Source organism: Streptomyces sp. iso_384, from assembly GCF_056172905.1.
The window spans coordinates 18161-35086 of sequence record NZ_JBWBTT010000038.1; the positions used below are offsets into that span (position 1 = coordinate 18161).

Annotated in this window: 22 protein-coding genes; all 22 read left to right on the plus strand. The window is 72.0% G+C overall.

Going from position 1 to position 16926, the window contains the following annotated elements:
• Positions 1–16 precede the first annotated feature (16 nt).
• On the plus strand, positions 17–550 hold the full coding sequence (locus AC0VY3_RS38030; protein WP_475552025.1) for a DUF6197 family protein: 534 nt from the start codon (positions 17–19) through the stop codon (positions 548–550).
• A 283-nt stretch (positions 551–833) separates the two neighbouring features.
• On the plus strand, positions 834–2615 hold the full coding sequence (locus AC0VY3_RS38035) for a DUF2637 domain-containing protein (protein ID WP_475552026.1): 1782 nt from the start codon (positions 834–836) through the stop codon (positions 2613–2615).
• 131 nt (positions 2616–2746) lie between these two features.
• Positions 2747–3016 (plus strand): hypothetical protein, encoded by a 270-nt coding sequence (locus AC0VY3_RS38040; protein ID WP_475552027.1) that lies wholly within the window; start codon positions 2747–2749, stop codon positions 3014–3016.
• Between the two features lie 183 nt (positions 3017–3199).
• A complete protein-coding gene (locus AC0VY3_RS38045) occupies positions 3200–3667 on the plus strand; it encodes a hypothetical protein (RefSeq protein ID WP_205082438.1) in 468 nt (155 codons plus the stop codon).
• 20 nt (positions 3668–3687) lie between these two features.
• Entirely contained in the window at positions 3688–4962 is a 1275-nt protein-coding gene (locus tag AC0VY3_RS38050) for a hypothetical protein (RefSeq protein WP_475552028.1), read from the plus strand.
• Positions 4963–4973: 11 nt separating this feature from the next.
• Positions 4974–5360, plus strand: a complete 387-nt coding sequence (locus AC0VY3_RS38055; RefSeq protein WP_475552029.1) for a hypothetical protein — start codon at positions 4974–4976, stop codon at positions 5358–5360.
• Positions 5361–5569: 209 nt separating this feature from the next.
• Positions 5570–7666, plus strand: coding sequence for a hypothetical protein (locus AC0VY3_RS38060; protein ID WP_475552030.1), 2097 nt, complete (start codon positions 5570–5572; stop codon positions 7664–7666).
• 97 nt (positions 7667–7763) lie between these two features.
• Positions 7764–8357: a hypothetical protein gene (locus AC0VY3_RS38065; RefSeq protein WP_475552031.1), complete on the plus strand. Its 594-nt coding sequence runs from the start codon at positions 7764–7766 to the stop codon at positions 8355–8357.
• Positions 8358–8487: 130 nt separating this feature from the next.
• Positions 8488–8763 carry a hypothetical protein gene (locus tag AC0VY3_RS38070; protein ID WP_475552032.1) on the plus strand — a complete coding sequence of 92 codons (276 nt, stop codon included), beginning with the start codon at positions 8488–8490 and terminating at the stop codon, positions 8761–8763.
• Between the two features lie 62 nt (positions 8764–8825).
• Positions 8826–9053: a hypothetical protein gene (locus tag AC0VY3_RS38075; protein ID WP_475552033.1), complete on the plus strand. Its 228-nt coding sequence runs from the start codon at positions 8826–8828 to the stop codon at positions 9051–9053.
• The gene (locus tag AC0VY3_RS38080; RefSeq protein ID WP_475552034.1) at positions 9050–9733 is read left to right on the plus strand and encodes a hypothetical protein; all 684 of its coding nucleotides are present in this window, start codon (positions 9050–9052) and stop codon (positions 9731–9733) included. Before AC0VY3_RS38075 ends, AC0VY3_RS38080 begins: the two co-directional genes overlap by 4 nt.
• Before the next feature lie 168 nt (positions 9734–9901).
• Positions 9902–10498 (plus strand): hypothetical protein, encoded by a 597-nt coding sequence (locus AC0VY3_RS38085; protein WP_475552035.1) that lies wholly within the window; start codon positions 9902–9904, stop codon positions 10496–10498.
• 109 nt (positions 10499–10607) lie between these two features.
• A complete protein-coding gene (locus AC0VY3_RS38090) occupies positions 10608–10991 on the plus strand; it encodes a hypothetical protein (RefSeq protein ID WP_475552036.1) in 384 nt (127 codons plus the stop codon).
• Positions 10988–11668 (plus strand): hypothetical protein, encoded by a 681-nt coding sequence (locus AC0VY3_RS38095; protein WP_475552037.1) that lies wholly within the window; start codon positions 10988–10990, stop codon positions 11666–11668. The genes AC0VY3_RS38090 and AC0VY3_RS38095 overlap by 4 nt, the downstream gene beginning before the upstream one ends.
• Before the next feature lie 186 nt (positions 11669–11854).
• The gene (locus tag AC0VY3_RS38100) at positions 11855–12322 is read left to right on the plus strand and encodes an RRQRL motif-containing zinc-binding protein (protein WP_475552038.1); all 468 of its coding nucleotides are present in this window, start codon (positions 11855–11857) and stop codon (positions 12320–12322) included.
• A 26-nt stretch (positions 12323–12348) separates the two neighbouring features.
• Positions 12349–12822 (plus strand): hypothetical protein, encoded by a 474-nt coding sequence (locus tag AC0VY3_RS38105; RefSeq protein ID WP_475552039.1) that lies wholly within the window; start codon positions 12349–12351, stop codon positions 12820–12822.
• A gap of 28 nt (positions 12823–12850) precedes the next feature.
• Positions 12851–13114 (plus strand): hypothetical protein, encoded by a 264-nt coding sequence (locus tag AC0VY3_RS38110; RefSeq protein ID WP_475552064.1) that lies wholly within the window; start codon positions 12851–12853, stop codon positions 13112–13114.
• 117 nt (positions 13115–13231) lie between these two features.
• Positions 13232–13744 carry a hypothetical protein gene (locus tag AC0VY3_RS38115; protein WP_356732667.1) on the plus strand — a complete coding sequence of 171 codons (513 nt, stop codon included), beginning with the start codon at positions 13232–13234 and terminating at the stop codon, positions 13742–13744.
• Entirely contained in the window at positions 13741–14091 is a 351-nt protein-coding gene (locus AC0VY3_RS38120) for a hypothetical protein (protein WP_475552040.1), read from the plus strand. The genes AC0VY3_RS38115 and AC0VY3_RS38120 overlap by 4 nt, the downstream gene beginning before the upstream one ends.
• Entirely contained in the window at positions 14088–15047 is a 960-nt protein-coding gene (locus AC0VY3_RS38125; RefSeq protein ID WP_475552041.1) for an AAA family ATPase, read from the plus strand. Before AC0VY3_RS38120 ends, AC0VY3_RS38125 begins: the two co-directional genes overlap by 4 nt.
• A 68-nt stretch (positions 15048–15115) precedes the next feature.
• Positions 15116–15889: a hypothetical protein gene (locus AC0VY3_RS38130; RefSeq protein WP_356732663.1), complete on the plus strand. Its 774-nt coding sequence runs from the start codon at positions 15116–15118 to the stop codon at positions 15887–15889.
• A 129-nt stretch (positions 15890–16018) separates the two neighbouring features.
• Positions 16019–16891, plus strand: a complete 873-nt coding sequence (locus AC0VY3_RS38135; protein WP_475552042.1) for a DUF4097 family beta strand repeat-containing protein — start codon at positions 16019–16021, stop codon at positions 16889–16891.
• Positions 16892–16926: the final 35 nt, after the last annotated feature.

Below are 16926 nucleotides of genomic sequence, written 5' to 3' on the forward strand. Positions count from 1 at the left end.
ACCGAGAGGAACGTCCATGTTCGAGTTGAACCGCCGTACCCCGCAGGAGCTGGAGAAGGCCGAGAGCGGATTCAGCCGGGACGTCGAGGTCTACGTCTGCGGCATCCAGGCCACCCAGCCCTCCCTCGACGTCCTCACCCAGCTGACCGCGAAGGCGTACGCCCTCTCCCTGCGGCGCAAGCGCGAGGACTGGCTGGCGTGGGGAGACAGCGGCATGCCGATGACCGGCGACGACATCGCCACCCACGCCGAGGCCGCCATCCGTTTCCTGCAGACCAGCGGCTGGGCCCCGCGCAACCATCGGGGCATCTACGAGGCTCTCAACGCCGCACGCGCCGACGACACGACCGGGCGGCTGTCCAGGGACACCAGCGTCGCCGTCCGGGACATCCTCGCTCTGTTGATCTGCGCCACGACCGGCGCACCGTACGCCCACTACATCGACTGGGACGAGCACCCCGCCCGCACCGTCGACGAGGTTCTGGCCCTCCTGGTCGCCACCGCGGCTTTCGCCCGCACCTACGGCCCCGCGCAGACCGCCGCGGCCTGACCCCCTCAGGTATCCGGCCGGCCGCCCCCGCGTTTCGTCTCCACCCGCTCCGCGTTTCGTCTCCGCCCGCCCGCGTTTCGGGAGCACCGGCCACCCGCCCCCGGGGCGGCTGGTGCTCCCGCCGCGCTGGACCCGGCAGAGACAGACCTGGGCCACGAGCGGTGAGCCGCTCCGACCCCCGTTTCGTCTCCACCACACCCCGTTTCGGGAGCAGCCGCCCGCGTTTCGGGGACAGCGCCTCCCGTTTCGCATCCGCCCTGAATCCCTCATTCCGGAGGCCCTCATGACAATCACCGAGTGGCCGCACACCGCGGCCGAACCCGACCCCGTTTCGCCCGCACCGACCGCCGTTTCGGAGACACCTGCCGCCGTTTCGGCAACGCCCGGCACCGTTTCGGAGACGCCGGATTTCGTTTCGGAGACGCAGAAGCGGAATCCGGACGAGTCCACTCCCGCCGTCCCGCGCGGCCCGCTGACGGGTATGCAGAAGCTGGCGATCGGCGGGATCATCGTCTTCGCCCTGGTCCTCGCCGGCATCGGCCTCTACCTGTCGTTCGCGCACGTCGCGAGCTTCGCGCACGAGGAGCTGCGCTTCGGGTCGCTGGAAAAGGGCCAGCTGTTCGCGGTCGGTGTCGACGTCGGGATCATGGTGATGATCGCGGTCGATCTGCTGATGGCCTGGCTCAAGCGGCCCATCACCTGGATCCGCTACCCGGTATGGCTCCTGACCAGCGCAACCGTCGTCCTCAACGCTGCTTCCGCCGCGCCGAAGGACCGGGCGTGGACGTTGGTGGACTACGTCGCCGCGTTCGCCCACGGCGTCGTCCCGATCCTTTTCATCATGATCGTGGAGGTCGGCCGTGACGCGATCGACCGGATCGTGCGCCCGGACCGGGAGGGACGCGATGCGATCCCGCTGATCCGCTGGGTCCTCGCCCCCGTTGCTACTCCCCGGATCTACCGGCGGATGCGGCTGTGGGGGGTGGCCTCCTACCCGGAGATGGTCCGCCGCGAGCAGGACCTCCTGGCCTACGAGCAGTGGCTCAAGCGCAAGTACGACGGCGACCTGTCCAAGGCCACCGACGACGAGCGGCTGCCGATGAAGATGGCGCCCTACGGCTACACCGTCAGCGAGGCCCTCGCCATGCCTGACCAGCAGGAAGCCGCAGCGGAGAAGCGCGAGGAAGAGGCCGAGCGGCGGCGCCTGGAGGCGACGACGCGCCAGGAGCTCGCCGAGAAGCTGGCCGAGGCCGAGCGCCTGGAAGCCGACGGCAAGCTCGAATCGGTCCGGGCCCGGGTGGAGGGCGAGAAGGGGATGGCCCGCGCGCACTCCAAGGCACAGATCAGCGCCGCCGAGAAGGCCGCCGAGCGGGACGAGGCGGCGCTGGAGACGGCGGTCCAGGCCGAGGCCCGCACCCGCCGGGCCGAGGCCGAGCGCCAGGAGGCCGAAGCCCGCGAGGCAACCGCGGACGCTGATCTCCGTACGGCCGAGCTGGAACGGCAGGCGGCGCAGAAGCGGAAGGAAGCGGCGGAGGCCGACCGGGTCGCCGCCGCCGAAGCGCAGGCGGTCGAGACCCAGGCCATCGCCGAAGCCCGCCAGGCCACGGCCGAAGCCGAGAAGGCCGCTGCCGAAATCGAAGCGGCTGCTGCCGAAACGCGTCGGGCTGCTGCCGAAACGGCGCGGAAGGAGGCCGAGGAGATCGAGCGGACGGCGCGCGCCGAAGCCGGTGTGGAGGTCGCCCGCAAGGCTGCTGCCGAAGCGGAGAAGGCTGCTGCCGAAACGCGACGGGCCGCTGCCGAAATCGAGCGGCGCGCGGTCGAAATCGAGGATGAGGCCAAGCTCCACCCGCGCGAGCGCTCCGTGCGCAAGGTCGCACGGATGGCCCTCACCGCCGGGATCTTCCACGACGGCCTGGCCCTGGAGGACGTGCAGTACGAGCTGAACGAGCTGGTCTCGATCGCCGACGTCCAGCGCGAGTGCGACGTGTCCTCCACCGACACCGCGTCCAAGTACCGCCAGGAAGCCGCCGGCCTCATCGCCAACGGCTACCGCCTGGCTGGCTGACCTGCACAAACGAGCCTTTCGACGGCTCCACCGGCCCCCGAGATGCCGTCAACAACTCGGGGGCGCGGTGAAGGCGCCGAAGCGCCGGTCCCACCCTGCCACCCCAGCCCGCGAGAAGGAGGTGAGAACACGTGAACAGCACCCAGGGCGCCCCGTGGAACAACCCGCCGGAGCGGGCGAAGCCGCTGCGCCGCAAGCGCGCGGAGAAGCTGGCCCGCCGTGCCGAGCACTGGGGCCGGCGCCTGGAGGAGGCCCGCAAGGAGGGCCCCGACATGGTCGCCGCGGTCGCTTTCGACCGGCTCCGCAAGGCCCTCGACACGCTCCCCGCGGACGCCCGCGAGAGGGCGTTCGAGGACGTGGTCAGCACGCTGGACCAGATCCGCGAGCGCCACGCACAGTAACCGGCCCGGCTGTGACAGCCGCTGTGACCGGAGCTGTGACAAGCCCTGTGACCGCCGAAAAAACCATCACCCGTACGCCCACGCGTACCTGCGCGCACGAGCGCGTGCGGGCGCGCGCGAGGCTACGACGCTCTGTGACGTTCTGTCAAACCCCTAACCGTGTCCCGGAAGGACGGAAAGACCATGATCGAAACCGCTGTGACCGCCGCTGCCGGAGGTGCCTGCGCCGGGTCGGCCGCTCTCCTCTACTACGCGGAGAAGCTCCCCGGACTGGCCAAGGTCACCAACAAGCTCCACACCGACCGCGCCCAGGCGCTGCTGCTCGCGACGGCGTCGGCGGCGATGGTCGCGACCCCGGCCGGGGCGTGGTGGAACGAGAACGTGAACGCCCTCAACGACTGGGCCACCTCGTCGGTCGGCGAGTGGACCGGGCTGATCATCACCGGGTTCCCGGCGCTGTTCGTGACGTTCATGTTCGCCAACGACCTGGTGACCCGCAGGGTCGAGCACCGCACGCTCGCCCTGGGCGCGGTCCTGCCGGTGCTGGCGTCCACGATCCCGGGCCCGGTCGGTGAGGGCGTTCAGGGAGTTCTGGCCTGGGTCATCACGAAGATCGGCACCCTCGTCGCCGGCGCCTTCGGCATCGCCTAAGAAGAAGGAGGAGTCGTCTCGTGATCGAGCTCCTGGTCCTCATCGCCATCGCCTACGCCGGAGCGCGCGGTGTCGAGTCCATCACCAGCACCGGCGACCGGCGCCTGGACACCAAGGCCGCCGAGAAGACGGTCAAGACGGTCGCCGGCAGCAGCCCCAAGGGCAGCAAGAGCACCGTCAAGCCCGGCCCGACCGACCCGGGCGGCACGTTCAGCGCCGCCGCCCCCCGCAGCGCCACGATCGGCGGGAAGGCCGCGGTGCCACTCGCGGTCCTCACCGAGACCAGCACGGTGATGTGGAAGGCCGTCGGCGAGGGCTACCGCGAGCGGTGGCCCCAGATCCGCGAGGAGCGCCGGCAGAAGATGGCCGAGCGCGCCGCCAAGCGCAAGGCCGAGAAGGAAACGGCCACCGCGGAGAAGGAAGCGGCCGAAGAGAAGCGCAAGGCAGAGGAGGCCGCGGCCGCGGCCGGGCCTCCCCCGCCGTTCCCGCCCCCACCGGCCGACCCGCCCGACCCCGCCCCGCCCGCTGACCCGCCCGTCGCCGTCACCAAGCCTGTCGACCCGGCACCGGAAAGGGACTGGGATGACTGGGACAACTGGGGCGGCGACAAGAAGTACGAGCCAGTCAGCCCTGATGACTGGGACAACTGGGGCGGCGACAAGAAGTACGAGCCGGATAACCCGGTCCCCGCCCCCGACCCGGCGGCCGCGACGGTCCCTGACCCGCGCAAGCCGGAGGTCATGGGCTGGCCGGGCGACGGCACCGCCAAGGTGCCGACCCCGCCGCACCCCGACCCTGCCCCCACCGCCCCGGAGCCGGTTCCTGACCCGGCGCCCGTACCGCCCGCCGGGCCCCGCCACCTGACGGTGGTGCCCGACACCGCACAGAACGGAGATTCCATGTCCGCACCGCACGCGATCATCCCCGAGATCCGCACCCTCGACGGCCTCATGAACGCCTTCACGCTCATCAGGGCGATGTGCGAGATGCGCGCCGAGGAGGCCCTGGCCATCGCCGCGGACGACCTGACCCTGTCCAACCGCCTGGACCAGATCGAGGCGGAGATGGCGGACATGGAGGTCGACGACAAGACCCGCCGCGAGGTCGACCTGCTGCGCGAGTCGATCCGCACCCAGTCCCAGGCCGCCGCCCAGTACGGCGGCCGTGCCAAGGACTCCGGCGACTTCGCCACCGCCGCCGCCCAGGCCGCCTACAAGGCCCACGGCGGCATCGCCGAAGCCGTCCAGTCCTCGCCCATCGAGTCGGCCGCCCAGGCCGGCTACTACGAACGCTGAAAGGAAACCGGATGATCTCCAAGATCGACGACGTCATCAACCACCGCGCCCTGCTGGCCGCGCTCAACACGATCCGGGCGGAGGTCGAGTCCCGCCAGGAGGACGTCGATGCCCTGGCCGCGTGGTCCGGCGAGATGGCCGAACGCATGTCCGGCATCGCCGAGGAGCTCAAGGCCCTCGCCCTGGACACCTACACCGTCGGCAACACGCTCATGCTCGGTGACCTGATCACCGGCCAGAAGGCGGCGGCCGACGCGTACAAGAACGCCACCGACACCTCCGTCACCCAGGCCGCCAGCGCGGCGCGGACCGCGCACCGCAACCACGGCCGTATCCAGGACGCCGTCGACGACTCGAACGTCCCGATGGCGAAGAACACCTTCTACAGCGCCGAATAGGCGCCCCGCACCACCCGCTCCACCCTGTTCGACCTGCATGACGCTGCTTGTCCGCCTGTGGCCGGGCCCCACGAACCCGTGGGGCCCGGCCCGTTGCTGCCCAGACGCCCCTGGGCCCCGCAACGGCGGGGTGTTCCGGGGGCGGTGGGGAGCACCGGGCCTGTGCCCGCCCTGTCCTCCACCGACCCTGAACCGAAGGGACCACCGCCGTGCGCGCCCCGAAGAACCCCACCCCGCAGTACACCGACCTCGCGGGCTTCATCGCCGCCCAGACCAACCCGGCCACCGCCCAGGCCGCCACCGGCAACAAGAAGAGTCCGCGCACGCTGAAGCGGTGGGCGCTGGACAACCGCGGCCAACTCGCCCTCGCCGCGACGGCCGCGAGCATGGGCCCGGCCGGGGAGCTGCTGTCCGCCACCGGCGACGGGTGGCGGACCGCGCTGACGCTCGGTGCGGCCGGTGCCGTGTCCGCCGGGGCGTGGGGGTGGCTGCCCGGCCTGGTGAAGTGGAACGGCATCTGGCGCCCCGCCCGCACCCTGCCCGGCGCCTTCGACCGGTACACCGGCCTGTCGATGCCCGTGACCGGGGCCGGCCTGCTGACCACCATGGCCGCCGTCGGCGGACCGGAGTGGGGCGACAACCCCTGGTGGGGCTTCTCCCTGCTGTGGTCCATGGGATACGGCACCTGGGCCTGGCGGCGCTGGGGCCGCCGCCCGGAGGCGAAGAGCCCGGAGCTGGCCCAGCAGATGCTGGACTGGATCCAGTACGCCTCCGTCTCCGACGGCCCCTACCCCAAGAGCCAGCTGGTCTCCCCGATCGCCACCGCCAAGGGCGGCTGGTCGGCGGAGATCCACATGCCGAGGGGCAAGAGCTTCAAGATCCAGGCCCTGGACGACGTGCTGTCCGCGCTCGGGATCGACGACCCGGACCTGGTCGCCCTGGAGCGGTTCGCGCCCCGCAAGGGCAAGATCACCGTGTTCACCGAGAACCCGCTCAAGAAGGGAAACCTGTTCGGCGAGCAGCACGTCCTGGACCCGGAGACGGGGCTCGCCCCGATCGGGATCTTCTACGACGGGGTGATCGCCAACTACCGGTTCTTCCTGCCGGGCTCCGGCGCCGTGCACTCCTTCGTCACCGGCACCTCCGGCTCCGGCAAATCGCGCCTCCTGGACGCGCTGCTGGGCATCGAGCGCCGCTCCCCGCTGGTGTGCTCGATCGTCATCGACCCGCAGAAGGGCCTGTCCCTGCCGGACTGGCCCGACGGCGTCGCCGTGTTCGCCCCGGGCAACGACTTCGGGATCGTCGTGCTGCGCGCGGTCCACGCGATCATGCACGAGCGGTCCGAGCGCTACAACCGGATGAAGTGGACCGACGAGAAGGGCCGCACCCGCGTCGGCAGGGCGTTCTTCGTCCCCGGGGATCCGGACCCGCTGCTCTCCCTCACCCTGGACGAGGCGCACGACCTCCTCAACGACCCCGAGTACGGCGAGGAAGCCGTCAAGATCGTCGGGGACCTCGCCAAGGAAGCGCGGAAGGTCGGCATCAAGTTCCGCCTCGCCAACCAGTCCCCCAACGCGAGCGAGCTCGGTGGGGAGACGCTGATCCGCGACATCCTCCAGGGCGGCAACAACGCCGTCCTGCGCTCCGGTTCGTCCGCGACCGGGAAGCGGGCCGCCGGCAGCGCCCTGGACGGCGTCGACCCCGGCGCGATCCCGAAGGAGTTCTCCGACGGCACCTCCACCGGCGGCCTCGGCTACCTCGCCGGACCCGACAACCGCACCGCGATGTGGCGCGCACCCTACGTGGAGGACCCCTACGGGCTGGCCCACGAAGGGTTCACCACCGGCATCGAGCAGGAATCCATCGACGCCCTGCCCATCGTCCGGCACGTCATCGAGGAGCACGCCCTGATGCTCCGCCTGCGCAACGCCGGGGAGCGCTACACCTACGACCCCGACCGCTTCGACGACACCCCGGCCGCGCCCGCCGCACCGCCGGTGAGCACCAGGAAGAGCACCCCGGTGCCCACGCAGGGAACCGCGCCGGAGCCGGAGCCGGTGCCCACGGCCGTCGAACCGGCCAAGCCGGGCCTGTCGGCGACCGGGAAGAAGGTCGTGGCGTTCCTCCAGCAGCACGGCAAGCCGGTCTCCCCGGCGATCATCGCCAAGTCGCTGGGCATGCCCGGCCCGCAGGTTCGCACCGCCCTCAAGCGGATGAAGGACGACCCGGCCATCCCGGTCGTCAACGTCGGCCACGGGGCGTGGGTCCACCAGGACCACGCCGCCGACTACATGGCCGCCGCCTGACCCACCCCACCCCGACCCACACCACGGCGAAGGCCGACCCCCGTACACACGGGGGCCGGCCTTCGCCGTGCTCCCCCAACCCACCCTGGAGCCCCGCGTGAACACCGAGCAGCACCCGGTCGGCCAGGCGGCCGCCCACCACACCCGTACCCCGGCCGTTCCCACCGCGATCTGGCAGCCCGCCGCCCCGGCCACCGCCCCGGCGCCGGCTCTGACGCTCTACCAGGTGCCGGTGCCCGGCGCCGTCCAGGTCCAGCTGCCCGACGGACGCATCGCCTGGGGCCGCCCCGTCGACCGCCACCTGGACCCCGTGCCCGCCCAGGCCGCCCCGACCGAGGCGATGCCGGGCTGGGCCAAGGCGGTCTCCCTCATCGCTGGAAGCCTCACCGTCATGGCCCTGGGCAGCGCCACCGCGCTCCGGATCGCCGCCCCCGCACTCGGAGGACTCGTGGACCTGCTCGACATGCTCTGGAAGGTCGCCCTGACCCTCGCGGTCATCCTCTTCGGCCTCTGTCTCACCGGCCGGTTCCTCCTCGCCACAACCCGCCGTACGGACACCGCCACCCCGGCCGCCGAACAGCAGCAGCCCATGGTGTTCGCCCCGCAGATCGACACCGGCGGCACCCGGGTGTTCGGCCGCAGCGGCGACGTCAACATCCAGTTCGGCGACCGCAACCGCAACAAGCAGTAGCCCCCGGCCTCTTCGGTCCCGTCGCCCTGCCCGGCCCCCGCCCCCACCGCCCCCGCACCACGGGGCCCGGGGCGGAGACCGGGCAGGCCGCCCGGCCCCCACCACCACCTGCCACGAAGGAGCCCACCTCTTGTCCCCCAGCAGCCCTGCGGAGATCCGGTACTGCGAGCACGCCGCCCGCGTCATCCGCATCGAAGCGCCCGCCATCACCGAGCTCGTCGCCGCGATGGCCCACCTCGACAAAGCCCTCGCCGCCGACCCCGCCCAGACCACCGGCCACTACACCCCGCAGAACCGGCAGCACCTCGTCCCCGACTGGATCCACGGCAACGCCGACCAGATCCGCGCCCGGCTGGATGCCCTCACCACCCGCTACCCCCGCCCCGACACCCCGCCCGCCTCCTGACCCGTCCGCACACCCTCACCGCACCGTCCGATCACCGACCCCCTCGAAGGAGAGCAGTCGCGTTGGCGAAAGCCGCACCCAAGGTCATAGGCGTCCTGACCGCGCCAGCCCCGCCCACCTGGTGGGGCGCCAACCGCCACAAGGTGCTCCTGGTCCTCGGCCTGGCCGTCGGGTTCTACCTGGGCACCCACAACGCCTCCACCGACGCCGCTTCCCGCGAGGACCAGCCGAGACCGGCCCACACCGCACCCGACACCCGCCCCACCACCCCGGAAGGCACCCGCCCATGAAGACGTCCACCCTCACTTACCGCGGGCTCCAGGTCCTCGGCTGGCTCCGGGACCGCGCCGACGACATCAGCAGCGCGTTCACGCTCGGCTGGACGCACACCGCCCTGTGGCTCAAGGCCGCCGCGATCATCGGCGGCCTCGCCACGGCGGCCACCCTGCTCGGCTGGGCCGGCGGCCTGGGCCTCCAGGCGGCACACGCCCTGCCCTGGCCCACCCAGAAGGTTGCCGATCCCACCGGGCTGCTCGCCACGGTCGACCAGCCTGTACGCCGCTACCTGGATTCCCATACCGCGCAGCTGCCCGTCACCGCGACCACCGCCTACGCCCTGTGGCAGGCGATCGGGGCGCTCGCCCTGGTCCTCGGCTTCTGCCGCTCCAGCGGCGGCCGGATCCTCTGGCTCCTGTGGGGCGCTTTCACCGTCGCCGCGGTCTTCACTGCCACCCCGGCGCCGGGCCGGGAAGTCGCCGCCGCCATCACGGCGCTGGGCTGGGCCGGACTGAGCCTGTTCGCGCTGCGCGGCGTCAGCCTTTCCCCGACCGCCTTCATCAACGTCCACGTGCCTGCCCCGCCGGCCCCGCCCGCACCGCAGATCCACGCCGCCATCCACGTCCCCCACCAGGCCCCCGCACCGCCCGTCCTCAAGCCGTTCGACCCTCAGCAGCCTCCGTCCCTCAACTGATCCGGTCGCTCCGCCTGGTCCTCGCCCACCCCGACCCGGGGCCGGGCGAGAGCCGGACAGGCCGCCCGGCCACCCGCCACACCCACGCCCCGTCCGTCGCTTCCCGTGCCGGCGGGGCGCAGCACTGCCCGCACACCCTCACCCGCCCGAACACGAAGGAGCCCAGCCGTGGCACTCATCGACCTGTTCACCCGCAGGCCCGCCGCACCCGCAGCACCGGCGGAAGACCCCGCGCCGAGGGTGTGGCCGGAGATCGGCGAGACGTGGAAGCCCGAAGGGCTGCCCGTCGCCGAGCGGTACTACAACCAGGCCCATGCCGTCGTTCTCGTCGCCAGCACCGGCCGCGACCCCTTCGGCACCACCTACTACCTGGTCGCCTGCCTGGGATGTCACTTCCTGAGCACCCGTACCAAGTACTACGACTCGCACATCCGGTACACGCTGACGGCGGCCGCGGGGGCCGCCAACGAGCACGCGGGCACCTGCCGGGCGCTGCCCCGCGAGCTCCCGGCCCGCCCCCAGGAGAGCGCGGCCCGCCACCTTCTGCACTCCTGGGTGCGCGCCATGCCGCGCCGCCGTGACCTGCAGTACACCGACTTCGACCTCAGCGACTTCGACTCCGGACGCCTGGAGCTCCAGCGCACCAACGAGTGGATCCAGACGGAGCTGGAAGCGCTCGCGATCGAGCAGAGCGACCTTCTGTCCGCCCGGACCGACGAGCGCACCGGCACCGTCCGTTTCCGGATCCTGCCCCAGTCGCACTGACCGGCCGCCCGCCGTACGACCCGCGGGCACCGTCCGCGCCGTGCCACCGCGCCCCGCCGACGCTCTTCCGTCGGCGGGGCGCCCCTCTGCCCGCTTTCCGGAGGTCACCGTGTCCGTCCGACGCACCCTCAAGCAGGCCCTGGCCGCCTTCACCTCTCCCGGCTGGTCCCGCGTCCACACCGACCCCGAGCAGCTGCACCAGGTGCTCGCCGAGCAGACCGCGGCCGCCAACCGGGCGGCCGCCGACCACGCCACCGGCGCCGCCCAGCTGAACGTCGACGAGCTGCATGTGCAGCCCGGCCTCCTGGAGGTCCGCCGTAGCGTCCTGGCCGACGTCCACTACCTGGAGGGCCTGCTGATCGGCGCCCGCCACCGGGGCCTGGATGCCGAGCTCATCGAGCGCCTGGTGGCCGCCGTCGATACCGGCCACGAGCTGACCGTGCTCCTCGCCGACGCCGCCCGCACCACCATCACCGCCCCGGGGACCTCGTGAGTGCGACCGACCGCGAGGCGATGGTCCGCTACGACCAGCTGGTCACTCGCGTGTACGAGGAGCGGCGTATGCCGGCCGGAACCCGCGACCTGGTCCTCGCGCTCGGCTGGGCCACCCTCCGCGATCCCCGGCGCCACCACCCCGAGGGGGGCGTCTGGGCCCGCACCCGCGACATCCTCAACGCCGACGACCGGCGTATGTGGCAGCTCCTCGCCGACGACGTGCCCCGCTACGAGCACGACTGGCATGCCGAGCCCCGTGGCTGCCAGGCCCCCATGGTCCGCGTGGACCGGCTGTGCGGGCGCAGCACCGTCACCGGGTTCTGCGAGTTCGACCCGCACACCGGGTGGGCACGGTTCTGGGGGTTCTGCGGCAGACCACGGTGCCGCGCCTACGGCGAGCCGATCGCCGAACGGGCCCACCACAGCGCCACCAGGCGCCCCGAACCGATCCCGAACACCGGTGGCCTCCTCCCCCTGTTCTTCACCTGGAACTGGGAGGCCAGGTACGCCAAGGCCATGAACGTCATCAAGCGCAATCCCTCGTGGGAGCCGCCCTCGTACGGCCTGTCAGCAGACGAGTGGCCCCCCATCCCGGGCAACGCCCCGGTCAAGGCATTTCCCAAGCTGCGCCTGGTCGTCTCCGACGGCCGCCCCCTGACCCCGACACCCCGCTGAACCCCGCACTCCAAGCCCAGCTGCGCCCGACCGGAACACATCCGGCCGGGCGCAGCTGCTTCTCCCTGGAGGTTCCTTCGTGCTCATTCCCCGCCCGCGCCGCCGGATCGGCCGGCCCCGCCCGCAGCGCCCCGGCCCCCGCTACCCGCTGCCCCAGCGCCAGCTCCCCGGTACCTGGAACCGGTGATGCCGCGCACCCGACGCAAGCGCCCTCGCAAGGCGGCGCGGGTGCCGCGCAGCGACGCTGCCCTGCCCGAGTTTGATCGTGGCGCCGTACCCGAGGGACTTGCCACCCGGCGTGCTCTTCGGGAGATGGGACTGAGCCCCGGCGACAACGAGGGCTCGGTCGCGATCCTGCGCTGCCGACTGTGCGCCACCCGCCCGAACTGGTCCTGCCGCCACCCCACCCGCGGCTTCCTCCTCCGGGTCGACCTGGCCCGCCCCAAGCGTGTTCCGACGCTGGCTCAGGAGCTCGCGCTGGACCGGGCCATGGCCGCCAGGAGCACCTGCTCCCGGTGCTCGCGCCGGTACTACTACTGCCTCCCCTTACGCACCGTGGGCTGCTGCGACCCCTGCGCCCAGGGCTACGAACCCACCCCCGGCACCTACGTCCACACCACCACCACGCCGGTCACGCACCGGCTCGCCGCCTGAACAACCACTTCTCGAAGGAGCACACGATGACCGAGATCCTCACCCCGCCCGCCGCCGGCTCCCCGCTGGCGCTGCTGTTCGACATCACCACCGCCGCGCAGCAGACCGCCCGCATCGCCCAGGACGAGGAGCGCGACATGGCGGCGACCGCGGCCGCCGACCACGTCTACACCGCCTACCCGAACACCCTGGGCCGGGCGGTCGACCACGACGCGTGGACCGGCTTCCCGGCCCCACGGGACCACGGACTGCAGCCCAGCGCGGCCGCCTACCTCGACGGCGGGCTGTGGCTCCACCACACCATCCCCGCCCTCGGTGACTTCCGCGACGTCCTCACCCTGCTCGTGCCGTGCGACTGCGGCCACGGCTACGTCCCCTCGCTCCTCGAGGACGAGAGGGACCTCCTGGAGCTCCTCCAGGAACTGCGCCCCACCGGCGGGCGCGCCGTGCACCGTGGTGACACCGGCGGCCCGTACTGCGCCAGCACCCCGAACCGCTGAGCAGGTGCGCACACCGACCCGCTCGCTGATGGCGGCCGCTGCGGTGCCTCTGGCACTCGCAGCGGCCACCGCAGTCCTCAAGGCCGGCCACTGGAAGCTGTACGCCGACCGGCACCGCATCCACCTCACGCCGTATCCCCGCCGCTCCTGCCCCCACTGCCGGGGCGCGGGCGGCTGGTGGACCGGCGGCCCGTTCCCGGAGATGGGGGCGTGCGGCTGCTGGTCCGAGCGGCGCGAGCTCCGCATCCGGCTCCTGCCCCTCCCGGCCCCGGCCGACGAACCGCCGTTCTGAAACGGCCTCCGCCCCGGCGACCAAGGCCGGGGCGGAGGTTCGCGCCCGGGCGGCCGCAGCACCGGCAAAGGCCGGCCGCCCGCTCCCTCACCCCTTCGAGATCAGGAGAACCCCAGCATGCATGCTCACCGTCCCGCCGTCTTCGCCGCCCTGCTCGGACTGGGCCGCGCCGGAAGCGCCATCGGCGATTTTTGGATGCAGAACGATTTCTGCGCCCGTGTGAAGGGCGCCTCGGACGACCACCCGGTCACCTACGAGGACCCGGCCACGAAGGAGAAGACGACTCATGGCACGGCTGCTGGCCGTTCCGCGTGCCTTCACCACTGCCTGACCTATACGGCCACGCAGGCGATCGTGGCCGGGGCCGGGGCCCGCGCGCTCGGCATCCGGGTCCACCCGGCCGCCGCCGCGGCCGCGCTCGCCCTCTCGTTCGGCACGCACTACGCCGCGGACCGCAGGGTCCCCGGCAAGGGACTGCTGGAGAAGGTCGCCACCAAGACCGGCAAGGGCGGCTTCTACCAGCTGGCCTCGCACGGAATCAACGGGGCGTTCCAGCTCGACTCCGCCTGGCACCACGGCTGGGAAACGGTCGCCGCGCTGATCGCCACCACCAAGGCCACCACGCGGTGACCGGCCGCTCCCGAACTCGCCTGGAGCGTGTCCGCGGCTCGCTCGGCATCGCCCAGCTCGCCCTCCAGCAGATCGAGGACGACCTGAACGCCGACGACATCGACGCCCCCGAGCTCGCCGCGATCCTGCACGAGCTCCAGGAGGACATCGACGTCCCCGGCGGCCTCTTCCCTGCGCTCGCGCAGCTGGTCTCCGCCGCCGCCCACAAGGCGGAGCAGATCGAGCCGGACCGCGACGGCAACGCCTCCTGCTCCCTGCACGAGGCCGCAGCCCTGCTCACCGACAACGCCGGGCAGCGCATGAATTGGGCCGCCCGCGCCCTTCACCCGCAAGGAGAGCTCGCATGACCTCGCTGACCTATCCGGACCTGCCGGAACGCTGCCTCGTGGTCCTCATCGGTGCCTCCGGTGCGGGCAAGTCGACGCTGGCCGCGACCTGGCCCGCCTCCCAGGTCCTGTCCCTGGACGCCCTGCGCGAAGCGGTGAGCGACGACGCCGGCGACCAGGACGCGACCGGCGACGCCGTCGACGCCCTGCACCTGATCCTGGAGCGCCGGATGGCCCGGCGCCGCTTCACGGTCATCGACGCCACGAACGTCTCCAGGGCGGCGAGGGAGCCGCTGATCGCCGCCGCCAAGCGGCACAACATGCCCGCCGTCGCGGTCATGGTCACCACCTCCGCCTCTGTCTGTGTCGAGCGACAGGGCCCGCGGCCGGCCAACCGGGCCGTCCCCAACGACACGGTCCACCGGCAGCACAAAGCCATGGTCCACTCGCACTCGCAGCTCAAGGCGGAGGGTTTCAACGAGGTCGTCTTCGCCGACAGCCTTTACCGGCTGCTGCCGTTCCTGGAACGCCTCAGTCAGACACGGAACGCCGCCCTCGGTCTGGACGGCGGCGACGGCCTGGGCGACCTGCTGCTCGTACGCCGGACGTTCGGCGACGAGATCCTGCCGCTGTGGCAGTGGAAGCCCGGCTCGGACGTCGCCGGCGGCGACCGCGTCGCGGAGATCCGCCTCGGTCAGATGTACCTCACCCTCGCTCTGCGCACCGACGTGGACGGCGAGGGCGACCTCGGGTTCGACGTCATGCTGCCCTGCCCGCACGACGACGAATGCACCGGCTACGCCTGGGCGCCCGCCTACAGCATCAGCTGCCTCTTCCGCGCGCTCAACGGTGACCTGGACGACGACGAGGACATCGTCTGCACCGTCCACGGCCCGAACAACGACGAGGACCAGGACGACGACCCCGAGGGCCGCGCGGACCTGGAAGAGCAGTTCGCGGCCGCGGTCCGCGAGTGAGCCGCGCTGCCAGATCAACATCCAGTTATGAGCGGCCCGGCCGCTCTCACCCCTTCACGGAGGCCCGCATGGCCCGCAAGCCCGTCACCTGGTACATCGCCACTCCCGCCGACGGCATCATCGAGAAGTCCCGGCACGCCGGAACCCCGGTGAACCTCGCCGACAACATCGGCCAGGTCATCGACCACCCCCGGCCCTGCACCACTCTGTGGTTCGACGAGAGCGAGTTCTCGTACTTCCGCATGGTCAAGCGTGTCGGCGAGGTACTGGAGGACACCGGTATCTGGCCCGTCACCTGGCCCGTGCGGCTGTGGATCGTGGAACCGCTGGGCGAGACCGGCAACTGGAGCCAGCGCTACTACCCCTACCGGCTGCTCTCCCACCAGATCCGCGTCCTCGAGGAGACCGACGCCTACCCCGCGCTCGGGGCCGCCGGCCGTGACGTCCTGAACGTCATCCAGCAGGAGATCCCCGAGCGCGCCGGGCGCTGGGCCGCGGACTGGGACGCCGACCCCGAGGGCATGCGCGACCGGCAGTGGGACTGGGAGCAGCGCGGCGGCCGCACCTGCGGCAGCGGCCAGTGGGCGGAGTCCCTCGCCATGGCGGTCTCGCGCAACCGCCGCGAGTCGGCCGCCCAGACCTGGATCGAGCACCTCGCACGGAACACCGTCGACCAGGCCCTCGCCGACACCGACGCCAGCATGATGGCCCGCTGCTACGCCTACAGCCGTGCCACCGGCTGCGCGGTCGCCGCCCAGCACCAGGTCCGCTTCGAGCCGTACGTCCTGGACGCGCTGCGCGGCGTCGGCCTCGACTCCCCCGCCCCGGCCGTGGCCGCCTGACCTGCACGAACAGAAAAGGCATCCTCGAAAGATGCCAAATGCTTGAAACGCATCCTTCAAGGATGCATTATTGATGTGCGGGGGCCACCCAGCCCCCGCACCCCTCTCCGACCAAGGAGCAGTACCGCCTTGACCACCACGCGCACCTTCACCGCCACCACCGACGGCGCCGTCTGGGCCGACATCATCAGCCCGGTCGGCGCCGTCACGGTCACCGTCGACCCGACCATCACCCACGCCGTCATCACGCTCAGCACGGCCCAGGACGAGGGACCGCTCGCCGAGGCGGTGGCCGCCGCCACCCACCGCGAGCACCCCTACCGGGGCATGCAGTGCATCCGGGTCGACGTCCCCGAGGCCCGTGCCGAGGACCGGCCGGCCTTCCACCGTGGCTCCGGCTCCACGTACAACTTCGGCCGCAACTCGGTACTCACCCAGCACTTCGGCACGATCAACGGGTCCGTGACCGGCATGACGATGGACAACGGCGACCTCAGCATCGGCGGCCGGAAGATCGTCTCCGGTGGCCGCGTCGTCGTCCCGGAAGGCACCCGCGTCCACAGTGGCGGAACGGACTGCGGCTCCATCAACGTCGCCGTACGGCTGCCGAGCTCCACGTCCTGCCTCCGCCTGGAGACCACCAGCGCCGACCTCACCGTCCACGGCGACCTGCAGATTCTGGACGTCCGCTCGGTCAGCGGCGACGTCCGCGCCAAGGGCGCCAGCACGCTCTACCTCGCGACCACCTCCGGTGACACCGAGGTGGAGCAGGTCGGCGAGCGGGCCGAGGTCTCCACGGTTTCCGGCGATGTCCTGATCGGCGCGTACAGCGGCACCACGTGCAAGATCAGCAGCGTTTCCGGCGACGTCACCCTCACCGCGACCCCGGCCGCCGACGGCGACATTGCCATCGGCGCCGTCAGCGGCGACATCACCACGCGCCACACCGCCCGCCTGGACGAGCGGGTCAGCACCGTCTCCGGCGACCACTACCGCCGCTGACTTCGCCCCGGGGCGGCCGCCCAGGTCGCCAAACT

Excerpts from the sequence above, each read along its gene's own strand:
- AC0VY3_RS38100 (WP_475552038.1), top strand. The coding sequence starts at position 11,855 with ATGCCGCGCACCCGACGCAAGCGCCCTCGCAAGGCGGCGCGGGTGCCG.
- AC0VY3_RS38125 (WP_475552041.1), top strand. The coding sequence starts at position 14,088 with ATGACCTCGCTGACCTATCCGGACCTGCCGGAACGCTGCCTCGTGGTC.
- AC0VY3_RS38130 (WP_356732663.1), top strand. The coding sequence starts at position 15,116 with ATGGCCCGCAAGCCCGTCACCTGGTACATCGCCACTCCCGCCGACGGC.
- AC0VY3_RS38035 (WP_475552026.1), top strand. The coding sequence starts at position 834 with ATGACAATCACCGAGTGGCCGCACACCGCGGCCGAACCCGACCCCGTT.
- AC0VY3_RS38105 (WP_475552039.1), top strand. The coding sequence starts at position 12,349 with ATGACCGAGATCCTCACCCCGCCCGCCGCCGGCTCCCCGCTGGCGCTG.
- AC0VY3_RS38110 (WP_475552064.1), top strand. The coding sequence starts at position 12,851 with ATGGCGGCCGCTGCGGTGCCTCTGGCACTCGCAGCGGCCACCGCAGTC.
- AC0VY3_RS38045 (WP_205082438.1), top strand. The coding sequence starts at position 3,200 with ATGATCGAAACCGCTGTGACCGCCGCTGCCGGAGGTGCCTGCGCCGGG.
- AC0VY3_RS38080 (WP_475552034.1), top strand. The coding sequence starts at position 9,050 with ATGAAGACGTCCACCCTCACTTACCGCGGGCTCCAGGTCCTCGGCTGG.
- AC0VY3_RS38030 (WP_475552025.1), top strand. The coding sequence starts at position 17 with ATGTTCGAGTTGAACCGCCGTACCCCGCAGGAGCTGGAGAAGGCCGAG.
- AC0VY3_RS38055 (WP_475552029.1), top strand. The coding sequence starts at position 4,974 with ATGATCTCCAAGATCGACGACGTCATCAACCACCGCGCCCTGCTGGCC.
- AC0VY3_RS38115 (WP_356732667.1), top strand. The coding sequence starts at position 13,232 with ATGCATGCTCACCGTCCCGCCGTCTTCGCCGCCCTGCTCGGACTGGGC.